We start from the raw sequence: 24,443 nt of genomic DNA, 5'->3' as shown, positions 1-24,443 counted from the left end.
TGGTGGCCTCGCCGAGGCCTTCCAGGCCGTCGCTGTCTTTGATGCGCACGATGACCATGGTCTGAACGCCCATGGTGGTCATGGAAAGCTTGTGCGGACGTATGGTCGGAATGTCGACCAGAATCGCTTCAATGGACTGGATGAGTGCTGCCATGTAACCTCTTTCGCCTCAAGTGATAACACTGTGTTGCGACGAGGTTACAATTTGATCGCGATACCCACCAATATTGATTAAGTCGCAACCGATACCCTGGAGGTATGGATGGAGCTGAGGCACCTGCGTTATTTCATTGCCGTGGCCGAGGAGCTGAATCTGACCCGGGCGGCGGAGCGGTTGTTTATCGCCCAGCCCCCTTTGACCCGGCAGATCAAGCAGCTGGAAGAAGAGCTGGGGGTGCAGTTGTTTATTCGCAAGCCCCGTGGGCTGGAGCTGACTCAGGGGGGACTGTATTTTCTGCAGCAGGCCCGCACCATCATGGAACGGCTGGAGGCCAGTATTGAAGGCACCCGGCAAATTGCCCAGCTGCGCAAAACGGTGTTTGCCATCGGATTTGTGCCGTCGGTGTTTTACGGCCAGCTGCCGCTGATGGTGCGCCGGCTAAGGCGTAACAAGAACCTGGAAATCGTGCTGCACGAGCTCAAGACCCAGGATCAGATTGAGGCGCTCAAGAGCGGCAAAATCGACATCGGTTTTGGCCGGGTACGCATTGACGATCCCGACGTGGAGCAGGAGGTATTGTTTAACGAGCCGCTGATCGCCGCCCTGCCGTCTTCCCATCCTCTGACCCGCGAGTCGCCCACCATGGCCGAGCTGGCGGAGGTGCCCATGGTGACCTTTCCCGCCGGTGCCGGCCCCAGTTTTGCCGATGTGGCCCTGGGGCTGTTCCACCGTCGAGGCCTGAAACTCAATGTGATTCAGCAGGTTAACGATCTGCAGACGGCACTGTCGCTGGTGGCCTCGGACATGGGCTTTGCCCTGGTGCCGGAGCAGGTGCACAAGCTCAAGCGGGAAGGGGTGGAGTTCGTGTCGGTGCGGGACGAACAGCTCAGCATTCCGGTAATCGCCTCACGCCGCCGGGGCGAGAACCCCAATGCGGCGATGCGGCTGGTCAACACCATACTGGTGGAGCTGGTGGAAAATCGGCTGAGCGGGCGCTACCCCTGAGTCAGCCCGCCAGGGCGTCCCGAATCAGCCGGGCCTTTTCCTGCAGCAGGGGCAAAAAGCGCCCGGTGAGGGTGTCCATGTCGACCCGGGCGGCGTTGGTGCTGATATTGATGGCGCCGAGCAGCCGGCCCTGCCGGTCAAACGCCGGCACCGCCAGCGACCGCAGGCCCGAATCCAGCTCCTGATCCACAATGGCATAACCCTGCCGGCGCACTTGCTCCAGGGCCAGGCGCAGGACCTGCTTGTCGGTAATGCTGTGGGCCGTGTGCGCACGCAGCTGCACGGTGTCCAGGTAATGGCTCAACTGCTCCTCAGGCAACTGGGCCAGCAGCACTCGGCCCATGGAGGTGTAGGCCGCCGGCAACCGGGTGCCCACCGACAGCCGTATGGCCATCAGCCGGTGTTCGGCGGCGGAACGGGCAATGTACACCACCTCGTCGCCGTCGAGCACCGCGAGTGAGGTGGACTCGCCAATTTCCCGCGTGATCTCTTCCAGGTAATGCTGAATCACCATTCGGTGCGGGTTGGCGTCGAGAAAGGCATTACCCAGCTGCAACACCCTGGGGGTCAGCGCGAAGTGGCGCTGCTGCTTGTCGAGATAGCCCAGGGCATGCAGGGTCAGCAAAAAGCGTCGGGCCTTGGCCCTGTCCATGCCGGTGCGGGCCGCCACCTCGCTCAGGGTCATGCGCGCGTGGTGCTGGTCAAAGGCCTGCAGTACTTCCAGGCCGCTGGCCAGGGCGGCGACGAAGTCCCGGTCTTGCGGGCTGAGCCTGTCTTCGGTGGTCATGATGTCTTTCCTGTGACGAAGTGAAGGGTCAATGGCCATTTATGGTAGCAAAAAGTTCGCATAACGAACCCCTGTTTTCTCAGTGCTATTTTGTCGTTTTGATCACAAAAAATAAGTCCTTATTTTTCAATTCTTTAATATTTAATCCCTCCATTTCGCCGCAAACGGGGTTTGCCACTGCCATAAAACCGAGTAAATATGTTCGTAATGCAAACCAAGGTTCGCAATGCGAACATAACCACCAGGGAGGCGATACCCATGGCCCAATTCATGAGCCTGCACGACGCGGTTGCCCGTTATCTCCAGGACGGCGCCACCGTCGCCATGGAAGGCTTTACCCACCTGATCCCCTTTGCCGCGGGACACGAAATCATTCGGCAGGAAAAACGCGGCCTGACGCTGATCCGCATGACCCCCGATATTCTCTACGATCAGCTGATTGGTGCCGGCTGCGCCGAAAAGCTGATCTTCTCCTGGGGCGGCAACCCCGGTGTGGGCTCCCTGCACCGGCTGCGCGACGCCGTGGAGCGGGGATTTCCCCACAAGCTGGAAATTTTCGAGCACAGCCACGCCGCCATGGCCTGCGCCTATGAAGCCGGCGCCGCCGGCCTGCCGCTGGCGGTGCTGCGTGGCTACCTCGGCAGCGACCTGCCCAAGGTGAACCCGCAAATTCGCTTTATTGAATGCCCCTTTACCGGCGAACGGCTGGCAGCGGTGCCGGCGGTACGCCCCGATGTCAGCATCATTCATGCCCAGCGCGCCGACCGTCAGGGCAACGTGCTGGTGTCGGGCATTGTGGGCGTGCAGAAGGAAGCGGTGCTGGCGGCGAAGCACAGCATTGTGACCGTGGAAGAAATCGTCGACGACCTGCATGCCGATGCCAACGCCTGCGTGATCCCGGGATGGGCCATTACCGCCATCGCCGAGGCGAAGGGCGGTGCCTCGCCCTCTTATGCCCACGGCTATTACGCAAGAAACAACAGCTTTTACAAGGAATGGGACGCGATCGCCCGGGATCGTGACACCTTCAACCACTGGCTGCAGCAGAACGTTTACAACGCAGGAGGGCAGGCATAATGACGCTCGAATACACCGCTTCCGAAATGATGACGGTCACCGCCGCTCGCGCCCTGAGCAACGGCATGACCTGTTTTGTGGGCATTGGCCTGCCCAGCGAGGCGGCCAACCTGGCCCGCCTGACCCACGCCCCCGAGGTGACCCTGATCTATGAATCCGGCACCCTGCAGACCAAACCCGATATTCTGCCGCTGTCCATTGGTGACGGTGAGCTGTGCGAGCAGGCGCTGACGACGGTGGCCGTGCCCGAGATGTTCCGCTACTGGCTGCAGGGCGGCCACATCGACGTGGGCTTTCTCGGCACCGCCCAGATCGACCGCTACGCCAACCTCAACACCACCCTGATTGGTGACTATCAGTCGCCCAAGGTGCGCCTGCCCGGCGGCGGCGGTGCCCCCGAGATCGCCACCAATTCCAGGGAAGTGTTCATCACCCTGAAGCACTCGCCGCGCGCCTTTGTGGAAGCGGTGGACTTCATCACTACCCTGGGCTTTGGCCGGGATGGCAAGGGCCGCGACGGCGTGCCCAACATCGGCAAGGGCCCGACCAAGGTGATCACCGATCTGTGCGTGATGGCCCCGGATGCCGACACCAAGGAACTGACCGTGGTGTCTCTGCACCCCGGCGTGACTCAAGAGCAGGTGCGTGAGGCCACCGGCTGGCCGGTACGCTTTGCCGACGAGCTGGCACTGACCCCCGAGCCCGGCGCCGAGGAGCTGGCCATTTTGCGTGAGCTCAAGGCTCGTACCGCCGAGCACCACGCCAAACCGATCTCGCGGGAGGCCGCCCAATGACGCCGGTTTATCTCTGTCATCCCCGCCGTACCGCCATCGGCCGCTTTGGCGGCACCCTGGCGGCTGTGCGCCCCGACGACCTGGCCGCCCGGGTGTTTGAAGCCGTGCTGGCCCTGGCGCCGGATCTGGACCCGGCCGCCATTGACGAGGTCATTATGGGCTGTGCCAACCAGGCCGGTGAAGACAACCGCAACGTGGCGCGCATGGCCTCGCTGCTGGCCGGCCTGCCGGTGAGCGTGCCCGGCACCACCCTCAACCGCCTTTGCGGCTCGGGCATGGACGCCGTGGGCACGGCGGTACGCGCCGTCAAGGCCGGTGAGCTGGATCTGGTACTGGCTGGGGGCGTGGAGTCCATGTCGCGCGCGCCCTTTGTGATGGGCAAGGCCGACAGCGCCTTCAGCCGCAGCCAGGCCATTGAAGACACCACCATTGGCTGGCGCTTCATCAATCCGCTGATGAAGGCCCAGTACGGCGTGGACTCCATGCCGGAAACCGCCGAGAACGTGGCCGAGCAGTTCAATATTTCCCGGGAAGATCAGGACGCCTTCGCCGTCCGTTCCCAGCAGAAAGCCGCCGAATCCCGGCGTAACGGCCGTTTCGCCGAGGAAATAGTGCCGGTGGAAATTCCCCGTCGCAAACAGGAGCCGCTGATCTTCGCCGACGACGAGCACCTACGTCCGGACACCACGGTCGAGAAGCTGGCCAGGCTGCCCACGCCGTTCCGTGCCGGTGGCAGCGTGACCGCCGGTAACGCCTCCGGCGTCAACGACGGCGCCGCCGCCATGCTGATTGCCAGCGAAGACGCGGTGGAACGCCATGGCCTCAAGCCCATGGCCCGCGTGCTGGGCATGGCCACCGCCGGCGTAGAGCCGCGTATCATGGGTGCCGGTCCGGTGCCGGCGGTACGCAAGCTGCTGGAAAAGCACGGCCTGTCGATGGACGATATCGACCTGTTCGAGTTTAACGAAGCCTTTGCCGCCCAGGCTCTGGCCTGCATGCGCGAACTGGGCCTGAAAGACGACGATGCACGGGTCAACCCCAACGGCGGCGCCATTGCCCTGGGCCACCCGCTGGGCATGTCCGGCGCCCGCCTGCTGCAAACCGCGGCTCATGAGCTGCACCGGCAGAACAAGCGTCTGGCCTTGTGTACCATGTGTGTGGGCGTGGGTCAGGGTATCGCCACCCTGATTGAGCGGGTATAACTGATGATGAACGCCGGTCCATGCCGGCGTTCCCTTAACGATTCGGAGGCCGAATGTCTTTTCTCAACATCCATGGCCGCACCGTGGGCTACCGCCTGCTGGGCGATGCTTCCCTGCCACTGGTGGTGCTGGTACACCCTTTGGGCATGAGCCAGGCGGTGTGGGATGACCTGCTGCCGGCGCTGCTGCCCCATTACCGGGTGCTGAGCTGGGATCTGCCCGGTCACGGCAGCAGTGCCGCCTGGCTCGGTGAGCGCATTACCCCCGCTGATCTGGCGGCAGAAGCCCTGGCCCTGGCCGATGTAGCGGGTGCCGAACGCTTCCATTTTGCCGGCACCTCCATCGGTGGCGTGATCGGCCAGCAACTGCTGTGTGCCCATGCCGACCGCCTGCTGTCCGCCACCCTCACCAACACCGGCGCGGTGATCGGCACCCGTGAGGCCTGGCAAACCCGGGCCGATTCGGTACGAACCCTGGGACTGGCCACCATGGCGGTGGACATAGTGCCGCGCTGGTTTGGCCCGGCCGCCCTGGCGGCCCAGCCCGCCCTGCTGGCCGGCTGGAACACCATCATGGGCCGGGGTGACGCCAACAGCTACGCCCTGCTGTGTGACATGCTCGGCGATGCCGATTTCAGTGAACAACTGCAGGGCCATGACGTGCCCCTGCTGCTGCTGGGGGGGCGGGAGGATGTGGCCACGCCGCCCGAGACCCTGCGTAATCTGGCCCGGTGTGCCGGCGCCGGCGAACCGGTGATTCTGGAAAAAACGGGTCATGTGCCCTCGGTGGAAGTGCCGGCACAGTTTGCCGAATTGCTGCTTAAGCATCTCGGCTGATAGCTGAACAAAACCAATAAAAAGAAAGGCCTGCAATTGCAGGCCTTTTCCGTTGTGGCATTTCTATACTGTGCTTGATAACCAGCCTATCGATCAAGAAGGGGGCTCTGCTTAATCCCGTCGGCTTCACTGTTGGGTCAGCCCGCCGCCAGCTTCGGCAGGAACAGGGCGATTTGCGGGAAGGGAATCAGCAAGGCGGTGACCAGCAGTAACAGCAGCAGGAACACGGGTACGCCGCGGACCACCTCGATAAAGGGTCGCTGGAAAATGGCCACGGCGGTAAAGATGTTACAGCCAAAGGGCGGCGTGGCGGCGCCAATGGCCACCTGCAGGGTGATCAACACGCCGACCAGCACCGGGTCCAGTCCGCTGCTGGCGATGAGCGGGGCGAAGATGGGCACCATGATCAGGATTACCACAATCGAGTCCACAAACATGCAGCCCAGGAAAAAGGCTATATTGATGGCCAGTAATACCGTGAGTGAACTGGCCTGCTCCAGACCCAGGGCGGCGATAAGCTGCTGGGGAATTTGGGCAAACGACAGTATCCAGGAAAATGCAGCCCCGGCGGCAATCAGGATAAACACCACGGCGGTAATGGCGCCGGTAGACAGGGCAATGTCGTAGATGTCCTTCAGTTTGATCGAACGGAACACCAGCCATTCCAGCACGAGCGCATAAAGCACGCAGATGGCCGCCGATTCGGTGGGGCTGAAGATACCGCCGTAAATGCCGCCGACCACGATCACCGGAAAGCCGATGGGCCAGGTGGCACGCTGCAGTGCAAACAGGCGTTCACCCCAGCTGGCTTTGGGCTCCACCGGAATCTGATGGCGATGGGCGTACCAGACGCAATACAGGCTGAACAGGGAGATGACCAGCAGCCCTGGACCAATGCCGGCCAGAAACAGGGCCGAAATGGAGGTGCCGGAAATGACGCCGTAAATGATCATGCCAATGGACGGTGGGATCAGGTAGGCCAGATCGGCGGCGTTGACGATCAAGCCCATGGTGAAGTTGTCGTGGTAGCCGGATTTGAGCATGCGTGGGCGCATGGCCCCCCCAACGGCGACCACGGTGGCCTGGGTGGACCCGCACACGGCGCCAAACAATGCGCAGGCGGAGGTGACGGAAATGGCCATGCCACCACGAAGATGGCCCATAAAACGCATCACCACATCCACCAGGCGGTCGGCCGAATGCCCTCGGGTAATGATGTCGGCGGCGAGGATGAACAGGGGCACGGCGATAAGTGCCCCTGGCTTGACCCCGCCGATCATCTGCTGAACCAGTACGTGGGGGGTCAGATCCGGCAGGTAGATCAGTAACGCCATCACCGCCGCTACCAGCAGCGGCATCATCATGGGAAACCCGGTCAGCAACAGCAGCAGCATTATACTCAGCATCATTAACGTCATGATTGGAGCTCCTTCTCAAAGTGGCCCGGGCGGGTGGGGGACTTGAGTTGTTGCTGCAATTGTTCCAGCTCCGGATCCTGGTATTCGTCGATTACGGTCAGCGACAGGTAGACCTGGCTGTTGTGGCTCAGGTTTTTGATGATGGTCAGCACATACTGCAGCCCGGCCAAGACGAGTCCGGCGACAACCCAGATATAGGTGAGATACAGGGGTATCTGCAGGGCCGGCGTGACCCGGCCTCGGGCGGCCAGGCGATCGATATAGCCGTAAGCGTACCAGGCCAGCAAAAACATGATGATGGCGCTACATAAGGCGATGACAATCATGGTTGCCTTGCGCGCCAGCGGCGGCATGACGTCATAGATGGCAGACATTCTGATATGGCGCCCCTTGCGGGTGATGTAGCCCAGGCCGACAAAGGTAATGGCGACAATAAGAAACTCGTTTAACTCCTCGGTGAAATACAGGCTTTGGGAAAATACATAACGGCCGAACACGTTGGCGATGGTATTGACCGCCATGATCAGTATCGCGCCGGCCAGGATAAGGGCCTCGGCTTTTTCCGTCAGCCGGTCCAGGGATTTGAGCAGCGTAATAATGCGTGACATAGAGGTGATCTCGTACTGGCACAAAGCAAAACCGCCCTTCTCAGGGCGGTATGGTGGTATCAGAGCGTGGTCAGTTCTGCCTGCAGTTGCTCAAGCAGGTGCTGGCCGCGCTGACCGGTGATCTCTGTATAGGCCTCATGGGTCTGCCCGGTGCGGGACTTGAAAGAAGCACGCTCTTCCTCGGTCAGCCTGATCAGCTCAATACCGGGTTTGGCCTGTTGAATACGCTCCAGTTTTTCCTGGTTGTAATTGGTTACGACGTCTTGAATATAGCCCTGCAGTCCGGCCATGGTCTGTTTAACCAGCTGCTGGCGCTCGGAGTTGAGGGATTCGAACCAGTCGCTGCCTGCCAGCACATTGGTTACCAGTTCCTGCTCGCCAGCCCAGATCAGGTAGTCGGTCACTTCGTAGAACTTCATTTCCTCTATGGCCGGAATGGGATTGACCTGACCATCCACCTGTTTGAGCTGCAGGGCGCCATAGACTTCGCCAAAGGGGACTGGAGTGGGGCTGGCGCCGAGATCGGCATAGGACTTCAGCAGGATGGGTGACACCATGACCCGCATCTTGAAATTATCGAGGTCGTCGGGGGTACGAATGGGCTTGTTAGTGGTCCATACCTGAGGCCCCTGGGAATAAAAACCGAGTGGCTCCAGCCCGCGCTGCCGGTAGTCCTGGGCCAGTTCCTGATGAATGAGGGGGCTGCTGTCGAGGAAGCTGGCCATGGCAGTCGAGTCGGACGGGAAGGCATAGGGCAGCAGGAAGATTTGTGATTCGGGCACTATGGTGCCCAGGTTGCCCACCGACACGTTGGTGAACTGGATGATGCCATCGGCTGCCAGCTCCACCAGTTCGGTGGGGGTGCCGAGCGAGCCAAGATGGTAGATGCGCACACTGACATCGCCCTGAGTCTGGTCCTCAATCCGTTTTTTAAACTCCTGGGCATAGGCATCCATGATGGAGCCTGGAATCTCTTCAATGGCGAACTTCCACTCTTCGGCCTGTACCAGGGCGGGTGCCAGGGTGAGCAGGGTGCTCAGGGCCAGGGTATGAAGTGTCGTTTGCGTGGCTTTCATAGCATCATCTCCTGCTATTGAGTGAGTTCGGCCTTTCAGGCCGAAGGTGATTCCGTTCTTCTCGAGGCCAGTATTGCAGATGGATATTTATCCAAAAATACGAATATTAATATGTATACTTTTTTAAATTTAATGTAACTCCGGGGCGTGGTTTCATGTATTCGGTAAAACATATGCAGACGTTTTGTGCCGTGGTGGAGTACGGCGGTTTTGTGGGTGCCGAGTCGGTATTGGGCATGAGTCAGCCCGCGATCAGTACCCATATTCGAGACTTCGAGGTGCGGCTGGGGTTTTCGATTTGTCACCGGGGACGAAGTGGGTTTGGCCTGACGGAAAAGGGGGAGGTGGTATACCGGCGATGCCGGGAAATGCTCAACAGCTTTTCGGATCTGGAGGCGGAGTTGGGCTCGTTGCGCAATATGCTGACCGGTACCCTGAGGGTGGGCCTGGTGGACAACACCATCACCAATACCGAGGTGCCCATGCCCGACGCCATTCACCGGTTTTTTGAGCGCAGTAGCCAGGTGTCCTTGAGGTTGGCGGTGTTGCCGCCGGAAGAACTTGAGCGCGAGTTGCTCAACGGCAATTTGCATCTGGCCGTAGGGCCCTTTCAGAAGCGGCACCCGGCCTTGAGCTATCAACCCCTGTACACCGAGGAGCACCGGTTTTACTGCGGCCGGCGCCATCCGTTATACGAGGTGGATTCGGCGGGGTTATCGCTGGAGCGGGTGGGCAGTTACCCCATTTCCAGTCGGACCTACGTGCAGCAGGCAGAAATGCCCCTGATACGGCCTTACCTGGGGGCGGCATTTGTCTCCAACATGGAAGCACAGGCCATGCTGATCCGTAGTGGCCGGTTTCTCGGCTTTCTGCCGGTGCACTTTGCCGAATCCTGGGTGGCCAGTGGTGAAATGAAGGAATTGGCGTTACCTGAGCTGCGCTGGCACTCCGAATTCTGTCTGGCGATGCGAACCATACCGGCGCCCCATGAGGTGGTCCGGGTGTTTGTGGACGATCTGGTCAGTAGCTTGGGACTGCAGATCGGCGGACGGTAATTAACTTTATTTTATATAAAGTAAGCATATTAAAATTTATATTTTTTGATGGAATTGGCTTTGTCATACTCGCTGGCGGAACCAAGCAGATGGTTTTTTAACCGGGATGTTAAGTTGCCGGCCCGGCTCGGGCGGACACCAGCGAGGAAACGGATCATGAGTGAAAACAGCTATGAGAAGGGGCGCCTTAATCTGCCCTTCGTCGGATTTTGTACCTTTGCCAAGAGCCCTATTTGTGAAGACTGGGACAGCCTGAAGGCGGATGTGGCTTTTATGGGCGCTCCCTTTGACTGCGGCACCCAGTGGCGTTCCGGTGCACGTATGGGCCCGCGCGCCGTGCGGGAAGCGTCTACCCTGTTTTCCTTTGGTCATGGTGGCGCTTATAGCTATGAAGAAGACACCATGTACCTGGAAGGGGTAAAAATCGTTGATATTGGCGATGCAGATATGGTGCATACCAATACCGAAAAGAGCCATGCCAACATTGAGTATGGTGTGCGCAAAATCCTCGAATCCGGCGCCCTGCCGGTCACCGTGGGCGGGGATCACTCGGTCAACGCCCCTTGCATCCGCGCCTTTGAAGGTCGAGGCCCCATTCACATTATTCAGATTGATGCTCACCTGGATTTTGTTGATGAACGCCACGGCGTGCGTTTTGGTCATGGCAACCCCATGCGTCGGGCGGTGGAGCAATCCTTTATCACTGGCATGACCCAGCTTGGCATTCGCAACGTGTCCTCTTCCAACCGGACCGACCACAAGGCGGCGCAGGACGCGGGCTCGACCATATTGTCGGTGCGGGATGTTCGCCGGCTGGGGGTACAGGGTGTACTGGATCTGATCCCCAAAGGGGTGAATTATTACATCACCATCGATATTGACGGTTTTGATCCTTCTATCGCCCCGGGCACTGGCACACCAAGCCATGGCGGCTTTACCTATTACGAAGTCATGGAAGTCCTGCAGGGTGTGGCGTTTTCCGGTGAAGTGGTCGGCATAGATCTGTGCGAAGTGGCGCCCGATTACGATCATACCGGCACCACCAGTGTGTTGGCAGCCCAGGTACTGCTGAACCTGATCGGTTATGTCTTCCATGGCCGCAGGCTGCGGGGGCAGCGTTAAAGTAAGCCGTGACCAAGGTGGCCCTGGTGTGAGGCCGGCCCCCTAACGAGTATAAAAAAGGCCTGCATTCGCAGGCCTTTTCGGTCTTGGGTTATCACCTTCAGGAAGCGGGCTTTTCCTGCTTTTCCGGTACCAGCGGAATGGCCGGTTTGGCGATCAGGGAGCGAGTGTCCTCAATGGCCTCGGTCAGGATCACCTGAATGTGCTGGCCCAGTTCGTATACCGGTTGCTTGTCGAGGTAAACGCGGCCGTCGTCCCAGCTGCATTCCAGCCGATCCCGGTTGGGCAGGATCAGGGAAGAAGGCATGAATACCACGGCGCCGTTTTCCTGCAGGCGCAGTTTCACGCCGCCCCGGCCGATGTCGATGATTTCGGCATCAAAGGCGTGGCCGTTGGCCACCGCCGGCTGCAGGTAGCGCACATACAGCCAGTCGGCAATGTCGCGCTCGGCACGGCGGTGCATGCGGCGCTGCTCCGACAGGTGCACCGCCAGCTCGGCATTGGGGGCATGGGCGTCGTGGGCCTTCTCGGCCAGTATGGCCTTGATCAGCCGGTGGTTGATGATGTCGCCATATTTACGGATGGGGGAAGTCCAGGTGGCGTAGGCGTCCAGGCCCAGACCGTAGTGCTCGCCCGGGGTCACGCTCATGGCGGCGAAAGACTGAAAGCGGCGCACTCGGTTGTCCAGATAGCTGGTGTCGCGGGCGTCCAGCCAGCGGCGCAGCTCGCAGAAGCCTTCCAGGGTGGTCAGCTGTTCAGGGTCTACCGGGGCCTCGTGCTCTTTCAGCAGCTCCTGCAGCTGGGCCAGCTTCTCTTCGTCAAAGCCGGCGTGCACGTTAAATACACCGGTGCCACAGTGCTTGGTCAGCCAGTTGCCGCAGGCCAGGTTGGCGGCGATCATGCACTCTTCCACCATCTGGTTGGCAATGCGGCGATGATCGGCGTGAATGGCCACCACATTGCTGGCCTCGTCCAGTTCAAAGCGGAAATCGGGGCGATCCGGGAACACGATGGCATGGGTGCTGCGCCAGCCGTTGCGGGCGCGGGTCAGCGCGGTCAGCTCGCGCAACTGCTCGGCAATCACTTCGCTTTCGGGCTGCCAGTCGCCGCTGCCTTCCACCCAGTCGGAGACCTTGTTGTAGGCCAGACGGGCGTGGGAGCGAATGCGGGCGGCAAAGAATTCGGCGTCGTCGGCCACCTTGCCGTCGGCATCAATGTGAATGCGGGCGCACAGGGCGTGGCGGTCTTCCCCTTCCTTCAGCGAGCACAGCTCGTCGGCCAGGGTGCGCGGCAACATGGGAATGTTGCGACCCGGCAGGTAAACGGTAAAGGCGCGCTCGGCGGCGATCTTGTCCAGCTCGCTGTCGTGGGACACATAGGCGGTGGGATCGGCAATGGCCACCAGCAGCTCCCAGCCACCGTTGTCCAGCTTTTTCACGCTGAGGGCATCGTCCATGTCCTGGGTGGACTCGCTGTCGATGGTGAAAAAGGGCACTTCGGTCAGGTTCTGACGGGGCAGGGTGTCTTCCAGCAGTTCCCACTGTTCCCTGTCCTGGGGTGCCTGGTTGGCCAGGCTGTTGCGGGCCAGCACCACCCACCAGGGGGCGATGGGATCGTCCACGCCGGCGATCAGCTCTACCACTTCGGCGAAAAAGCCGTTGTCTTTCAGGGCGTGGCGCTTGAGATCGGCCAGGATCCAGTCGCCTTCCTTCAGGTTCTTTTCGTTCATCCCCTTGATGGTGCGGGCCTTGATGGCGTCTTTCATCAGCGGGTGATCGGGCACAATATTGAGCCGGTCACGGAACCACTTCACCCGGGCCACAAAGCGGGTCAGGCCAGGCTCCAGAAGGGTCTCTGGCTCCACCAGTTCCTTGTCGTTTTCGGTGCGCAGCACGGCGGTGATGCGATCGCCGTGCATCACCTTTTTCATGTGCGGCGGCGGAATGAAATAGCTTTCCTTGTCACTGACTTCGAGAAAGCCGAAGCCTTTGGAGGTGCCTTTGACCATGCCTTCCTTGGTGGGAAGGGTGTCGCGGATTTGTTGCTTGAGCTGGGCCAGCAGGGGGTTGTCTTGAAACATGTGTTGGGAACCTGTCGAAATATCGGCCTGACTATACGTATTTACCCTCGAATTGCCAAGAACACCTTGTCTTTTGCACTATTTTGGTGCGTATTTTTTGGTGCATTTATCAACAACCCGGGCCATATACCAGGGTGGTATTTTGCGCTTCCGGCTGCCCCTGGGCGTTCACGCCGCTGTGCAGCAAATAGCGCAGGCTGTCGAGCTGGGCCGGGCTGTTCGGCGTCAGTTCCCCCGCCAGTTGCGCAATGTGCCGGTGGCCCAGGCCGCTTTCCAGGTTGCCCGCCAGCATCACGTCCAGCCCCTGTGCTCGAGCACCGTCGGCCAGTTGCCGGCACAGGGCGGGCTCGCCCAGCAGAGAGGGGCGCAGCACCAGGGCACGCAGCCCCTCAAAGGGCGCCGGCACCCGGCCGCCGCAGCGGTCGGCGCTGAGCGCCACCGGCCAGCCGTGTTGCCGGGCCAGTGTCCGCGTGTGGGCGTCATCGAGGCCCGGATCCAGAATCCAGTCAATGGCGCCGCCGTCAATGCGCTGCCACAGGCCGGACAACTGCGTTTCGCTCAGTCGGCCGCCGGCGTCCAGCGTCAGTTTCAGGCCGGGCACCAGCAGGGTCAGTTCGCGCACCAGGCCGGCATCAAACTGCACATCGCCGCTCAGGGTCAGCCAGGCTCGAGTGGGATGCACTCGGCGGCAACGCCAGGCGCGAATAATGGGTTCCCGCTCACCTTCCAGCAGCGGCAGGCTGGGGGCGGCCGCCGCGGTGGGAGGCGTGAGCACGCAGCCCAGACCAAAGCGAACCCAGGCTTGAGTGGCCTGGTGTTCAAGGCCTTGCGTCAGCCGCTCGCAGGCGGCCAGCAGTTCGGCTTCGGTGTCTGCCAATTCGGCGGTCACCGGCGGCGCCACCTCGCCCCAGTGGCCGTCAATATTCACGTAAAAACCGTGGCGACGGCGCACGGCAACGCCGTCAATCTGCTTTTCCTTGGTCAGCGGCAGGGCATAGCGATAAACCGAAATGGGCATGGGCGTGGCTTCCGAATAATTACTTTTATATAAAGGTAACACGCCGGCGCGACCGGCAACAGTATTCCTGGCAGTGCGACAGGCCATGCCAAAAAGTTTGCGATCGCTGCTTTTTCGGCTGTGGCGCAAGGGGGACAAGTCCTTTGCTTTTGTGAACTCGGTCTGGTTATACTGCGACCATCTTGTCGGAGTGCCCTTATGGGCTGAGACCGCGAAAGCGGGATCCGTTGAACCTGATCAGGCTAATACCTGCGAAGGGAAGCAAGTAAAGAATGTGCCACCGGATGTAGGCAGTTCTTTATCAACACTCCCGACAAGCATTTCACCAAATGGACGCAAAAGTGAGATCGCTATGTCAAAAAAAGTAAACCGTCGTGAAGTTCGCAGCCAGGCCCAGGAATACATTCACAACCTGAAGGGCGAACCCTTTCCGAACTCATCCCGTATTTATCTTGAAGGCTCACGCCCGGACCTGAAGGTCGCCATGCGTGAAATCGCCCTGGCCGACAGCTTCAAGGGCGGCAGCGAAGAAAACCCCATTTTCGAGCCCAATGCGCCGGTGCCGGTGTACGACACCTCCGGTGCCTACGGCGATCCCGAGTCCGAAATCGATGTGCGCCAGGGTCTGCCCCAGCTGCGCCACCAGTGGATTCTGGAACGCAACGACACCGAGGAGCTGGAAAACGCCACCTCCCATTTCACCCAGCAGCGCATGGCCGATGACGGCCTGGATCACCTGCGCTTTGAGCACCTGCCCAAGCCCCGCAAGGCCAAGCTGGGCCAGTGCGTAACCCAGATGCACTATGCCCGCAAAGGCATTATCACCCCCGAGATGGAATACATCGCCATTCGCGAAAACATGGGCCGCGAGCGGGTGCGGGACGAGCTGCTGCGCAAGCAGCATCCGGGTGAGAGCTTTGGCGCCAACCTGCCGGAAAACATCACCCCCGAATTTGTGCGCAAGGAAGTGGCCGAAGGCCGCGCCATCATTCCCGCCAACATCAACCACCCGGAAGCCGAGCCCATGATCATCGGCCGCAACTTTCTGGTGAAGATCAACGCCAACATCGGCAACTCGGCGGTGACCTCCTCCATCGAGGAAGAAGTGGAGAAACTGGTGTGGTCCACCCGCTGGGGCGCCGACACCGTGATGGACCTGTCCACCGGCCGCTACATTCACGAAACCCGTGAGTGGATCCTGCGCAACAGCCCGGTGCCCATCGGTACCGTGCCCATCTACCAGGCGCTGGAAAAGGTCAACGGCGTGGCCGAAGACCTGACCTGGGAGGTGTTCCGCGACACCCTGATCGAACAGGCCGAGCAGGGCGTGGACTATTTCACCATTCACGCCGGCGTGCTGCTGCGCTATGTGCCCATGACCGCCAAGCGCGTCACCGGCATCGTGTCCCGCGGCGGCTCCATCATGGCCAAGTGGTGCCTCACTCACCACAAGGAAAGCTTCCTGTACGAGAACTTCCGCGAGATCTGTGAAATCTGCGCCGCCTACGATGTGTCCCTGTCCCTGGGTGATGGCATGCGCCCGGGCTCCATCGCCGACGCCAACGACGAGGCCCAGTTTGCCGAGCTGCACACGCTTGGTGAGCTCACCAAGATCGCCTGGGAATACGACGTGCAGGTGATCATCGAAGGCCCCGGCCATATTCCCATGCACATGATCAAGCGCAACATGGAAGAGCAGCTCGAGCACTGCCACGAAGCGCCTTTCTATACGCTTGGCCCGCTGACCACCGACATCGCCCCGGGTTACGACCACTTTACCTCCGGCATCGGCGCCGCGCTGATCGGCTGGTATGGCTGCGCCATGCTCTGTTACGTTACTCCCAAGGAGCACCTGGGCCTGCCCAACAAGGAAGACGTGAAACAGGGCCTGATCACCTACAAGATCGCCGCCCATGCCGCCGACCTGGCCAAGGGCCACCCGGGTGCGCAAATCCGCGACAACGCCATGTCCAAGGCGCGCTTCGAGTTCCGCTGGCACGATCAGTTCAACCTGGCGCTGGACCCGGACACCGCCCGGGAATATCACGACGAAACCCTGCCCCAGGAGTCGGGCAAGGTGGCGCACTTCTGTTCCATGTGCGGACCCAAGTTCTGCTCCATGAAGATCACCCAGGACGTGCGCGATTATGCCGCCAGCCTGGAAAACAACATTCAGGTGCAGCTGGTGGGCATGGACGGCCAGCCCGAACTGGTGCAGGCCGGCATGGCGAAAATGTCGGAAGAATTCAAGAAACGCGGCGGTGAGTTGTATCACCAGGCCGATAAACTGGAGCGAGAATCTCTATGACAAAACCCATCGTCTGGACCATAGCCGGTTCCGACTCGGGCGGCGGGGCCGGCATTCAGGCCGATCTGCACACCATTCATGCACTGGGCGGCCACGGCTGCTCGGTGATCTCCGCCATCACCGCCCAGAATTCGGTATCGGTGTCCATGGTGGAGCCGGTACTGATGCAGGCTTTTACCAGCCAGCTGGTATCCCTCTCCACCGACATGCAGGCCGCCGCCATCAAGATTGGCCTGCTGCCCGGTGGCCTGCGTGCCGAGGTGCTGGCGCGCTACCTCAAGGAATACCGCCGCCAGTGGCAGCCCTGGGTGGTGCTGGATCCGGTGGCCATTGCCAGCACCGGCCAGTCCATGGCCGAGCCCAACCTGCTGCCGGCGATCAAGGCACACCTGCTGCCGGAAGTGGATCTGATCACCCCCAACGCCGTGGAGCTGGAAGCCCTGTCGGGCATCGCGCCCGACTCGCCCGAGCGCCTGCGGGCCGGCGCCGCCGCCCTGCGGGAAATGGGCGCGGGCGCCGTGCTGGTCAAGGGTGGCCACCTCGGCTGGACCGGGGATCAGTCCATCGACTTTTACAGCGACGGCGAGCGGGAAATCTGGCTGGCCAGCCCGCGCCTGGATACTCGGCACGGTCATGGCACCGGCTGCACCCTGTCGTCGGCCATTGCCACCGCCGTGGCCCAGGATTACCCGATTGAAGACGCCCTGGTGTTGGCCAAGGCCTACGTCAACCAGGGCCTGAAAGCCGCCGAAGCCATTGGCGCCGGTGCCGGCCCGGTGGCCCACCTGGGCTGGCCCACCAACCTCGACGACTTCCCCACCGTGGTCATGCCCGGCAGCAAGCTGGCCGAGCGGCTGGGCATCAGTGGTCCGCATCCGCAGGCCGCCTTTGCCGCCATGGACACTCACAAGCTGGGTCTGTACCCGGTGGTGACCACCGTGGCCTGGCTGGAGCGGCTCTTGAAACAAGGTGTTCGCACCCTGCAGTTGCGCATCAAGGACAAGGCCGATGCCGAGGTGGCGGAAGACATTTGCGCCGCCGTCGAGCTGGGCCGGCGTTATAACGCCCGGCTGTTTATCAACGACTACTGGCGGCTGGCCATTGAGCACGGCGCCTACGGCGTGCACCTGGGTCAGGAAGACATCGAAGTCGCGGATCTGGAGGCCATTCGCGCCGCCGGCCTCAAGCTGGGGCTCTCCACCCACGGCTATTACGAAATGCTGCGGGCCCGGGAGCTGAAGCCGTCCTACCTGGCGCTGGGGCATATCTTCCCCACCAAGACCAAGGACATGCCGTCTCGTCCGCAGGGCCTGGAGCGGCTGCACCGCTATGTGGCGCTGATGCAGGGCGAGTTTCCGCTGGTGGCCATTGGCGGCATCAGCAAGGATCGGGTACCGCTGGTGGCACAAACCGGCGTGGGCAGCATTGCCCTGGTTACCGCCATTACCGAGGCGGCCGATCCGGACGCGGCGACCCGGGAACTGCTGCACATGGTGGAGGGCTAAACATGCTCAGCGATAGCGAATTCATGCGATACAGCCGGCACCTGTTGCTGGAAGAGGTGGGTGAGGAAGGCCAACTCAAGCTGAAAAACGCCTCCGTGCTCATCGTCGGTCTGGGCGGGCTGGGCTCGCCCGCCTCCCAGTATCTGGCGGCGGCCGGGGTGGGCACCCTGTGGCTGGCCGACTTCGATCAGATTGAGGTCAGCAACCTGCAACGCCAGACCCTGTATGACACCGACAGCCTGAAAATGGCCAAGGCCGAGGTGGCTCGGGAAAAGCTGCAAAAGCTCAATCCCGAGGTCGAGCTGGTGGCGGTGAATCAGAAGATGGACGAGCACAGCCTGGCCGGCTTTGTGGGTGAGGTGGATCTGGTGCTGGACTGTACCGACAACATGACGGTACGCCAGGCCCTGAACGCCACCTGCTATGCCCAGGGCAAACCCTTGCTGGTGGGCGCGGCCATTCGCTTTGAAGGCCAGCTGCTGGCGCTGGATCCGTCCCGCGACCATGGATGCTATCGCTGCCTGTATGGCCCTGAAATGGAAGAACGGCTGACCTGCAGCAATGCCGGTGTCATTGGCCCCGTGGTGGGCACCATCGGCCTGTTGCAGGCACTGGAAGCCATCAAGTATTTAACCGGCACCGGCACCGTGCCCTGGGGTGAGCTCAAGCTGTTTGACGCCAAGGCCCACCGCTGGCACGGCCTTCGAGTGCCCAAGGATCCGGCCTGTCCGGTATGTGGACCCAAGGGGAACTAACACCATGCATATTATTCTCAACGACGAACAACATCCCCTGACCGAGGGCACCACCCTGGCGCAACTGCTGGCCGAGCTGGAGCAGGACAAGCCCGGGGTGGCGGTGGCGCTTAACCGTGAAGTGGTGGCGCGCAGCCTGTGGGCCGAACGCCAACTGGCCCCCAACGACAACATTACCCTGTTCCACGCCATTGCCGGAGGCTGACATGAGTCTGAAAATTGCCGATAAAACCTTTGAATCCCGCCTGTTTACCGGCACCGGCAAGTTTGCCAACGGCCGCCTGATGCAGGACGCCCTGCAAGCCTCCGGCTCCCAGCTGGTGACCATGGCGCTGAAGCGGGTGGACCTGAACAACCACAGCGACGACATTCTGCCGCCGCTCTTGAAGCTGGGCGTGAACCTGCTGCCCAACACCTCCGGCGCCAAGGATGCGGACGAAGCGTTGTTTGCCGCCCGTCTGGCCCGGGAAGCCCTGGGTACCAACTGGCTGAAGCTGGAGATCCACCCGGATCCCAAATACCTGCTGCCCGACCCCATCGAGACCCTGAAAGCCGCCGAGCGGCTGGTGCAGGAAGGTTTTGTGGTGCTGCCCTATTGCGGCGCCGATCCCGTGTTGTGCAAGCGGCTGGAAGAAGTGGGCTGTGCCGCCGTCATGCCCCTGGGTGCGCCCATCGGCTCCAACAAGGGCCTGGTGACCCATGACTTCCTGGAAATCATCATCGAGCAGTCCACGGTGCCCGTGGTGGTGGACGCCGGCATCGGCGCCCCCAGCCATGCCGCCTACGCCATGGAGCTGGGCGCCGACGCCGTGCTGGTGAACACCGCCATCGCCGTGGCCGGCGACCCGATTGCCATGGGCGACGCCTTCCGCCGGGCGGTGATCGCCGGTCGCATGGGCTATGAAGCCGGTCTGGCCGGACAAAGCCGGCAGGCCCAGGCCTCCAGCCCGCTGACCGCCTTCCTGGAGACCTTATGAGTTTCTTCGATGTCTGGTCATCCATGGACTGGGATGACGTCAAGATGAGCATTTACGGCAAGCAGCCCAGGGACGTGGAGCGGGCGCTGGCCAAACCCAAGCGGGATCTGAACGACTTTATGGCGCTGATCTCGCCGGCGGCCGAGCCCTACCTCGAACAAATGGCGCAGCAGTCCTACCGCCTGACCCGGCAGCGCTTCGGCAATACCGTGGGCTTTTATATTCCGCTGTATCTGTCCAACCTGTGCGCCAACGACTGCACCTATTGCGGTTTCTCCATGAGCAACCGGCTCAAGCGCAAGACCCTGAGCGCCGAGGAAATCGAGCAGGAATGCCTGGCCATCAAGGCCATGGGCTTCGATACCGTGCTGCTGGTGACCGGCGAGCACGAGGGCAAGGTGGGCCTGGACTACTTCAAGCAGATGCTGCCCATCGTCAAACGCCATTTCAGCTATGTGATGATGGAAGTGCAGCCGCTGTCTCAGGAAGAGTACGCCGAGCTGCGCCAGTACGGCCTCGACAGCGTCATGGTGTATCAGGAAACCTACCAGCACCTGACCTATGACGAGCACCATATTCGCGGCAAGAAGAAGGACTTTCGCTGGCGCCTGGAAACCCCGGATCGCCTGGGCAAGGCCGGTATAGACAAGATCGGCCTGGGCGCCCTGTTCGGGCTGGAAGACTGGCGGGCCGACAGCTTCTATGTGGCGGCGCACCTGCGCTATCTGCAGAAGCACTACTGGAAGACCCGTTATTCGGTGTCCTTCCCGCGCCTGCGGCCCTGCACCGGTGGCCTGCAGCCCAAGTCGATCATGACCGACCGCCAGCTGGTGCAGTTGATCTGCGCCTATCGCATGCTCGACGGCGAGCTGGAGCTGAGCCTGTCTACCCGGGAAGCTCAGGAATTCCGCGACAAGGTGATCCCCCTCGGAGTCACCAGCATCAGCGCCGGCTCCAAGACCCAGCCCGGCGGCTATGTGGACAACGTCAAGGAAGAGCTGGAGCAGTTCGAAATCGACGACGACCGCAGCCCTGCCGAAGTGGCCAGGGCCATTGCCGCCACCGGCCTGCAGCCGGTGTGGAAGGACTGGGACAACAGCTATTCTGCCAGCCGCTGAAGCTTAAAGCCGACCGGCAGCGCAAATCTTGCCGTAGGTTGGCGATGAGCGCAGCGAATCCCAACATTCCGCAGCCGCCTTTGGTGTTGGAATTCGCTGCGCTCATTCCAACCTACTACTGCTGCAGCCAAGGTTTTGTCAGCCCACAGATTCCAATGAAATATCGTCACCCCCGCGAAGGCGGGGGTCCATGCCGCAAACAGCTCTGTATTTTCGGTTGTGCGCAAAATTTAAACGCACGTCCTGATCAGTAGGTTGTGATGAGCGCAGCGAACCACAACATATTCATATTCAGGTCACGACGAACCGGGTCGCCGCTATGCCCACAGGCGTGGCAGTTGCCCACGGCAACGTCTAGAATGGTCGTTTTTATCACCCACCCCGAGGCAGCATGAACAACACGCACAGCAAGGTGATCGGCTACATTCTGTGGATCTTCGGGTTCATGGGCGCCCACCGCTTTTACTACGGCCGTCCCGTCAGCGGCACCATCTACTTCTTTACCCTAGGCCTGTTTTTTATCGGCTGGATTGTGGACCTCTTCCTGATCCCGTCTTTGGACAGGGCCGCCGATCAGCGCTTTGCCACCGGCCCCAAGGACTACAGCATCACCTGGATACTGATGACCTTTCTCGGTTTCTTTGGTCTGCACCGGCTCTATATGGGCAAGTGGATCACCGCCATTATCTGGTTCCTTACCGGCGGCCTGTTCCTTGTCGGTTACCTCTACGACTACTGTACCCTCAACACCCAGATAGACGAGGTCAACCGCCGCTCCCGGCGTTTCGGCTGAGCCGAATCAGGTCGCCATCAGCCGCAGGGCGAGTGCCCTGGCCTGCAGGGCGGCCTGCTTGTCGCCCTGCACCTGCGCCTGCACGATGGCGCCTTCCTTCAGCAGGCTCAGGGTTCGGGCCTGCTTCTTGGCGGCGCTCGCCTCCAGGCCCGCCTTCAATAAACAGGATGTCAGCATTCCCGTGACCGCTGTTTTGTGCCGGGCACACTGCCGGTGCAGCTCATGGCCGGGATCGCCGTACTCGGCACAGGTATTGATAAAAAAGCAGCCATGAAATGCCGTCAGGGCGACTGTTCTGTCGTTGATCCAGTCATCCAGTGCCGTGAACAGGGCTTCAATCACGCCCTCAGGGCCGGGCCCACGCCGCTCCAGGCGCCCCTCTAACCATTCCAGAAACACGCTATCCCGGTAGGCAATCACGGCGGCTACCAGCGCCTCCTTGCCGGAAAAATGGTGATACAGGGTTTTTTTGGCAATGCCCGACTCCTGCAATATCTGATTGATGCCCACGGCATGAATGCCCTGCCGGTAGAACAGGTCAAAGGCGGTGGTTACGAGCTGCTGGCGCTTATCCATGTGGTTCTCCCGTTGTTGATGACATATTGACAGGGGTAGACCAGTCTGTCTACATTGAGCGGGTGTAGACAGACTGGTCTACTTTCATTCAAGGAACAGAGCAATGAGCAGCAACGACAACGGTTTTTTTCGGTTTATCGGGCGTTATCCGGCCATGGTGGCGGGATTGGGGGCCATGTTGTGCATCACCACCCTGGCCGGGCTGGATGGCCTGCAGTCCAGCGGACTGTGGCTGATGGCACCTTTTGGCGCCACCATGGTGATTCTGTTCGGCCTGCCCGACAGTCCCCTGGCCCAGCCCCGGAACATTTTTTTCGGCCATCTGCTCACCACCCTGGTGGGACTGATCGTGCTGAACGGCCTCGGCGTGCAGCCCTGGTCACTGGGGCTGGCGGTGGGACTGGCTGTCAGCCTGATGCTGCTGACCCACACCACCCATCCGCCGGCGGGTGCCAATCCGCTGATCGTGATGCTGAGCGGTCAGGGCTGGGACTTTCTGTGGTCGCCGGTGGCGTTAGGGGCCGTTATCATCATCCTGGGTGGCCTGGTGTTTCACCGCAGCACCGGCCGGCGTTATCCCGTGCGCTGGTAACTGCGGGGCAACGTTCATGTTTTACGTGCTATCCGGTAGCATCTGGCCATAAACATGAACATGTGCAAGGGGCACCATGAACACCAAACAAATCATTACCGCGCTCAAGGCGGTGCGGGTGCAAAAGCCGCTGGTGCTGAACATCACTAATTTTGTGGTGATGAACAACAGCGCCAACGGCCTGCTGGCGCTGGGGGCCTCGCCGATAATGGCCCACTCCCGGGAAGAGCTGGCGGAGCTGGTGCCCCTGGTGGGCGCCGTGGTGATTAATATCGGCACCCTGGACAGCAGCTGGATTGAACGCATGGTGCTGGCGGTGGAGCTGGCCAACCGGCACGGCAAGCCGGTGGTGCTGGATCCGGTGGGTTGCGGTGCCAGCAGCCTGCGCACCCATACCTCACGCCGGCTGGCTGCACTGGCCGAGCGGCTGATTATTCGTGCCAATGCCTCCGAGATCATCGCCCTGGCCGGCGATTCGTCACAGGGCAGGGGGGTGGACGGCCTGGATAGGGTGGAGTCGGCGCTGGCGGCGGGGCATTACCTGGCGGATCATTATGAGGCCAGTGTGGTGATCTCCGGTGAAACCGACATCATTATTCATGAAAAAAGCGAAATCAGGCTGCGTAATGGCAATACCATGATGCCCTTTGTCACCGGCATGGGCTGCACCCTGTCGGCGCTCACCGGCGCCTTTGCCGCCGTGGGCGAGGCCTCGGGGGTGGCCGCGGCGGCGGTGATGGGGGTTGCGGGTGAGGTGGCCGGCGGCCAGTCGCCGGGCCCGGGCAGCCTGCAGCTGAATCTGCTCGACACCCTTTACCGTCTGGATGCCGAGACCCTGGACAAGCGCCTGAATATTGCGGTGAACACCCCATGAACCCCTATCGCTTATATCTGGTTACCGACGAACAGCTTTCCGTTGACCGTCTGCAACATGTGGTCGGCGAAGCGGTGGCCGGCGGCGTGACCCTGGTGCAGGTGCGGGAAAAACACGGTGATGTGCGCGCCTTTATCGAACGGGCCGAGGCGGTGCAAGACGTGCTCAGGGGTACCGGTGTGCCGCTGATCATCAACGACCGGGTGGACGTGGCGCTGGCGGTCAACGCCGACGGCGTGCACCTGGGACAGTCCGATATGCCCGCGGCTTACGCCCGGCGCCTGCTGGGGCCGGATCGGCTGTTGGGACTGTCGGTGGAAAGCGACGGCCAGTTATTAGAAGCCGAATCACTGCCGGTGGATTATCTGGGCCTGAGCGCCATCTTTGCCACGCCCACCAAAACCAACCTGATCAAGGAATGGGGGTTGAATGGGCTGAGCCGGGCGCTGACGCAAAGTTCTCATCCCATTGTGGCCATTGGTGGTATTCATGCCGGCAATTTACGCGAAGTTTCAAAAACTGGCGTGCATGGTGTGGCGCTGGTGTCGGCCATCTGCGCCGCTCCCTGCCCGAGATCGGCGGCGGCCATGCTGATTTCCCATATGGGTGAGTAGCGCGGGTGATATGTCGGTGTCACGCAGCCTGTTAACATAAAAAATTAGTGTGCAACTGTTTCGTGTTGATGGGTACTTTTACTCTATATATTC

Annotated in this window: 24 protein-coding genes, 1 pseudogene and 1 riboswitch; of the genes and pseudogenes, 17 read left to right on the top strand and 8 right to left on the bottom strand. The window is 61.0% G+C overall.

The genetic code is table 11. The features are described from left to right. A pseudogene (locus tag B6S08_RS13335) lies at positions 1-154 on the bottom strand (muconate cycloisomerase); the annotation flags it as partial. A gap of 108 nt (positions 155-262) precedes the next feature. Between B6S08_RS13335 and B6S08_RS13330 the strand changes: the two are divergent. Beyond that, positions 263-1,165, top strand: coding sequence for a LysR family transcriptional regulator (locus B6S08_RS13330; protein WP_094201296.1), 903 nt, complete (start codon positions 263-265; stop codon positions 1,163-1,165). Between the two features lies 1 nt (position 1,166). On the opposite strand, the gene B6S08_RS13325 is transcribed toward B6S08_RS13330, so the two are convergent. Continuing rightward, entirely contained in the window at positions 1,167-1,952 is a 786-nt protein-coding gene (locus B6S08_RS13325; protein ID WP_094201295.1) for an IclR family transcriptional regulator domain-containing protein, read from the bottom strand. A gap of 258 nt (positions 1,953-2,210) precedes the next feature. On the opposite strand from B6S08_RS13325, the gene B6S08_RS13320 reads away from it, so the two are divergent. From B6S08_RS13320 to B6S08_RS13305, 4 genes are read left to right on the top strand one after another with little or no spacing between them, the layout of a single operon-like run. After that, positions 2,211-3,029: a CoA transferase subunit A gene (locus B6S08_RS13320; protein ID WP_094201294.1), complete on the top strand. Its 819-nt coding sequence runs from the start codon at positions 2,211-2,213 to the stop codon at positions 3,027-3,029. After that, positions 3,029-3,823, top strand: a complete 795-nt coding sequence (locus B6S08_RS13315; protein WP_094201293.1) for a CoA-transferase subunit beta — start codon at positions 3,029-3,031, stop codon at positions 3,821-3,823. The genes B6S08_RS13320 and B6S08_RS13315 overlap by 1 nt, the downstream gene beginning before the upstream one ends. After that, the gene (pcaF, locus tag B6S08_RS13310) at positions 3,820-5,025 is read left to right on the top strand and encodes a 3-oxoadipyl-CoA thiolase (RefSeq protein WP_094201292.1); all 1,206 of its coding nucleotides are present in this window, start codon (positions 3,820-3,822) and stop codon (positions 5,023-5,025) included. The genes B6S08_RS13315 and pcaF overlap by 4 nt, the downstream gene beginning before the upstream one ends. Before the next feature lie 53 nt (positions 5,026-5,078). Continuing rightward, complete coding sequence (locus tag B6S08_RS13305; protein ID WP_094201291.1) at positions 5,079-5,861, top strand: alpha/beta fold hydrolase; 783 nt, start codon at positions 5,079-5,081, stop codon at positions 5,859-5,861. Positions 5,862-5,998: 137 nt separating this feature from the next. On the opposite strand, the gene B6S08_RS13300 is transcribed toward B6S08_RS13305, so the two are convergent. Genes B6S08_RS13300 through B6S08_RS13290 form a run of 3 tightly spaced genes read right to left on the bottom strand, consistent with a single transcriptional unit; the run spans position 5,999 to position 8,963 of the window. Beyond that, positions 5,999-7,279 carry a TRAP transporter large permease gene (locus B6S08_RS13300; RefSeq protein ID WP_094201290.1) on the bottom strand — a complete coding sequence of 427 codons (1,281 nt, stop codon included), beginning with the start codon at positions 7,277-7,279 and terminating at the stop codon, positions 5,999-6,001. Then, on the bottom strand, positions 7,276-7,887 hold the full coding sequence (locus tag B6S08_RS13295) for a TRAP transporter small permease (protein WP_094201289.1): 612 nt from the start codon (positions 7,885-7,887) through the stop codon (positions 7,276-7,278). Before B6S08_RS13295 ends, B6S08_RS13300 begins: the two co-directional genes overlap by 4 nt. 59 nt (positions 7,888-7,946) lie before the next feature. Continuing rightward, positions 7,947-8,963: a TRAP transporter substrate-binding protein gene (locus B6S08_RS13290; RefSeq protein ID WP_094201288.1), complete on the bottom strand. Its 1,017-nt coding sequence runs from the start codon at positions 8,961-8,963 to the stop codon at positions 7,947-7,949. Positions 8,964-9,136: 173 nt separating this feature from the next. On the opposite strand from B6S08_RS13290, the gene B6S08_RS13285 reads away from it, so the two are divergent. After that, the gene (locus tag B6S08_RS13285; RefSeq protein ID WP_206063521.1) at positions 9,137-10,018 is read left to right on the top strand and encodes a LysR family transcriptional regulator; all 882 of its coding nucleotides are present in this window, start codon (positions 9,137-9,139) and stop codon (positions 10,016-10,018) included. A gap of 156 nt (positions 10,019-10,174) precedes the next feature. Beyond that, positions 10,175-11,140, top strand: a complete 966-nt coding sequence (gene speB, locus B6S08_RS13280) for an agmatinase (protein WP_094201286.1) — start codon at positions 10,175-10,177, stop codon at positions 11,138-11,140. Between the two features lie 100 nt (positions 11,141-11,240). Here the strand turns inward: speB and B6S08_RS13275 are convergent, their stop codons facing one another. Together B6S08_RS13275 and B6S08_RS13270 are read right to left on the bottom strand one after the other, a co-directional pair. Further along, positions 11,241-13,220 (bottom strand): exoribonuclease II, encoded by a 1,980-nt coding sequence (locus B6S08_RS13275; RefSeq protein ID WP_094201285.1) that lies wholly within the window; start codon positions 13,218-13,220, stop codon positions 11,241-11,243. Positions 13,221-13,329: 109 nt separating this feature from the next. Next, entirely contained in the window at positions 13,330-14,238 is a 909-nt protein-coding gene (locus B6S08_RS13270; RefSeq protein WP_094201284.1) for an enolase-like domain-containing protein, read from the bottom strand. 176 nt (positions 14,239-14,414) lie between these two features. After that, a riboswitch (TPP riboswitch) is annotated at positions 14,415-14,516 on the top strand. Between the two features lie 74 nt (positions 14,517-14,590). Between B6S08_RS13270 and thiC the strand changes: the two genes are divergently transcribed. From thiC to B6S08_RS13235, 7 genes are all read left to right on the top strand, one after another. Then, the gene (gene thiC / locus B6S08_RS13265; protein WP_094201283.1) at positions 14,591-16,546 is read left to right on the top strand and encodes a phosphomethylpyrimidine synthase ThiC; all 1,956 of its coding nucleotides are present in this window, start codon (positions 14,591-14,593) and stop codon (positions 16,544-16,546) included. After that, positions 16,543-18,051, top strand: a complete 1,509-nt coding sequence (gene thiE / locus B6S08_RS13260; protein WP_094201282.1) for a thiamine phosphate synthase — start codon at positions 16,543-16,545, stop codon at positions 18,049-18,051. The genes thiC and thiE (B6S08_RS13260) overlap by 4 nt, the downstream gene beginning before the upstream one ends. Positions 18,052-18,053: 2 nt before the next feature. After that, on the top strand, positions 18,054-18,806 hold the full coding sequence (locus tag B6S08_RS13255) for a HesA/MoeB/ThiF family protein (protein WP_094201281.1): 753 nt from the start codon (positions 18,054-18,056) through the stop codon (positions 18,804-18,806). Positions 18,807-18,810: 4 nt separating this feature from the next. Beyond that, on the top strand, positions 18,811-19,011 hold the full coding sequence (thiS, locus tag B6S08_RS13250; protein ID WP_094201280.1) for a sulfur carrier protein ThiS: 201 nt from the start codon (positions 18,811-18,813) through the stop codon (positions 19,009-19,011). Between the two features lies 1 nt (position 19,012). Beyond that, positions 19,013-19,783, top strand: a complete 771-nt coding sequence (locus tag B6S08_RS13245) for a thiazole synthase (protein ID WP_094201279.1) — start codon at positions 19,013-19,015, stop codon at positions 19,781-19,783. Further along, a complete protein-coding gene (gene thiH / locus B6S08_RS13240; protein ID WP_094201278.1) occupies positions 19,780-20,901 on the top strand; it encodes a 2-iminoacetate synthase ThiH in 1,122 nt (373 codons plus the stop codon). Before B6S08_RS13245 ends, thiH begins: the two co-directional genes overlap by 4 nt. Before the next feature lie 391 nt (positions 20,902-21,292). Next, on the top strand, positions 21,293-21,694 hold the full coding sequence (locus B6S08_RS13235) for an NINE protein (protein ID WP_094201277.1): 402 nt from the start codon (positions 21,293-21,295) through the stop codon (positions 21,692-21,694). Positions 21,695-21,700: 6 nt separating this feature from the next. On the opposite strand, the gene B6S08_RS13230 is transcribed toward B6S08_RS13235, so the two are convergent. Continuing rightward, positions 21,701-22,270, bottom strand: coding sequence for a TetR/AcrR family transcriptional regulator (locus B6S08_RS13230; RefSeq protein WP_094201276.1), 570 nt, complete (start codon positions 22,268-22,270; stop codon positions 21,701-21,703). A gap of 103 nt (positions 22,271-22,373) precedes the next feature. Here B6S08_RS13230 and B6S08_RS13225 point away from each other — a divergent pair, with 103 nt between their 5' ends. The 3 genes from B6S08_RS13225 (at position 22,374) to thiE (B6S08_RS13215) (ending at position 24,350) form a co-directional block, all read left to right on the top strand. After that, positions 22,374-22,862, top strand: a complete 489-nt coding sequence (locus B6S08_RS13225) for an HPP family protein (RefSeq protein WP_165660947.1) — start codon at positions 22,374-22,376, stop codon at positions 22,860-22,862. A gap of 76 nt (positions 22,863-22,938) precedes the next feature. Then, positions 22,939-23,736, top strand: a complete 798-nt coding sequence (thiM, locus tag B6S08_RS13220; protein WP_094201275.1) for a hydroxyethylthiazole kinase — start codon at positions 22,939-22,941, stop codon at positions 23,734-23,736. Further along, a complete protein-coding gene (thiE, locus tag B6S08_RS13215; RefSeq protein WP_094201274.1) occupies positions 23,733-24,350 on the top strand; it encodes a thiamine phosphate synthase in 618 nt (205 codons plus the stop codon). Before thiM ends, thiE (B6S08_RS13215) begins: the two co-directional genes overlap by 4 nt. Positions 24,351-24,443: the final 93 nt, after the last annotated feature.

It is taken from the genome of Oceanimonas doudoroffii (assembly GCF_002242685.1).
Classification (GTDB): domain Bacteria; phylum Pseudomonadota; class Gammaproteobacteria; order Enterobacterales; family Aeromonadaceae; genus Oceanimonas; species Oceanimonas doudoroffii.
This window is presented reverse-complemented; position numbering and strand designations above follow the sequence as displayed.

Excerpts from the sequence above, each read along its gene's own strand:
- thiM (WP_094201275.1), top strand. The coding sequence starts at position 22,939 with ATGAACACCAAACAAATCATTACCGCGCTCAAGGCGGTGCGGGTGCAA.
- B6S08_RS13255 (WP_094201281.1), top strand. The coding sequence starts at position 18,054 with ATGCTCAGCGATAGCGAATTCATGCGATACAGCCGGCACCTGTTGCTG.
- B6S08_RS13325 (WP_094201295.1), bottom strand. The coding sequence starts at position 1,952 with ATGACCACCGAAGACAGGCTCAGCCCGCAAGACCGGGACTTCGTCGCC.
- B6S08_RS13230 (WP_094201276.1), bottom strand. The coding sequence starts at position 22,270 with ATGGATAAGCGCCAGCAGCTCGTAACCACCGCCTTTGACCTGTTCTAC.
- thiH (WP_094201278.1), top strand. The coding sequence starts at position 19,780 with ATGAGTTTCTTCGATGTCTGGTCATCCATGGACTGGGATGACGTCAAG.
- B6S08_RS13235 (WP_094201277.1), top strand. The coding sequence starts at position 21,293 with ATGAACAACACGCACAGCAAGGTGATCGGCTACATTCTGTGGATCTTC.
- B6S08_RS13225 (WP_165660947.1), top strand. The coding sequence starts at position 22,374 with ATGAGCAGCAACGACAACGGTTTTTTTCGGTTTATCGGGCGTTATCCG.
- B6S08_RS13320 (WP_094201294.1), top strand. The coding sequence starts at position 2,211 with ATGGCCCAATTCATGAGCCTGCACGACGCGGTTGCCCGTTATCTCCAG.
- B6S08_RS13290 (WP_094201288.1), bottom strand. The coding sequence starts at position 8,963 with ATGAAAGCCACGCAAACGACACTTCATACCCTGGCCCTGAGCACCCTG.
- thiE (WP_094201282.1), top strand. The coding sequence starts at position 16,543 with ATGACAAAACCCATCGTCTGGACCATAGCCGGTTCCGACTCGGGCGGC.
- pcaF (WP_094201292.1), top strand. The coding sequence starts at position 3,820 with ATGACGCCGGTTTATCTCTGTCATCCCCGCCGTACCGCCATCGGCCGC.
- B6S08_RS13270 (WP_094201284.1), bottom strand. The coding sequence starts at position 14,238 with ATGCCCATTTCGGTTTATCGCTATGCCCTGCCGCTGACCAAGGAAAAG.
- speB (WP_094201286.1), top strand. The coding sequence starts at position 10,175 with ATGAGTGAAAACAGCTATGAGAAGGGGCGCCTTAATCTGCCCTTCGTC.
- thiC (WP_094201283.1), top strand. The coding sequence starts at position 14,591 with ATGTCAAAAAAAGTAAACCGTCGTGAAGTTCGCAGCCAGGCCCAGGAA.
- B6S08_RS13315 (WP_094201293.1), top strand. The coding sequence starts at position 3,029 with ATGACGCTCGAATACACCGCTTCCGAAATGATGACGGTCACCGCCGCT.
- B6S08_RS13275 (WP_094201285.1), bottom strand. The coding sequence starts at position 13,220 with ATGTTTCAAGACAACCCCCTGCTGGCCCAGCTCAAGCAACAAATCCGC.
- B6S08_RS13300 (WP_094201290.1), bottom strand. The coding sequence starts at position 7,279 with ATGACGTTAATGATGCTGAGTATAATGCTGCTGCTGTTGCTGACCGGG.
- thiS (WP_094201280.1), top strand. The coding sequence starts at position 18,811 with ATGCATATTATTCTCAACGACGAACAACATCCCCTGACCGAGGGCACC.
- B6S08_RS13245 (WP_094201279.1), top strand. The coding sequence starts at position 19,013 with ATGAGTCTGAAAATTGCCGATAAAACCTTTGAATCCCGCCTGTTTACC.
- B6S08_RS13295 (WP_094201289.1), bottom strand. The coding sequence starts at position 7,887 with ATGTCACGCATTATTACGCTGCTCAAATCCCTGGACCGGCTGACGGAA.
- B6S08_RS13285 (WP_206063521.1), top strand. The coding sequence starts at position 9,137 with ATGCAGACGTTTTGTGCCGTGGTGGAGTACGGCGGTTTTGTGGGTGCC.
- B6S08_RS13305 (WP_094201291.1), top strand. The coding sequence starts at position 5,079 with ATGTCTTTTCTCAACATCCATGGCCGCACCGTGGGCTACCGCCTGCTG.
- B6S08_RS13330 (WP_094201296.1), top strand. The coding sequence starts at position 263 with ATGGAGCTGAGGCACCTGCGTTATTTCATTGCCGTGGCCGAGGAGCTG.
- thiE (WP_094201274.1), top strand. The coding sequence starts at position 23,733 with ATGAACCCCTATCGCTTATATCTGGTTACCGACGAACAGCTTTCCGTT.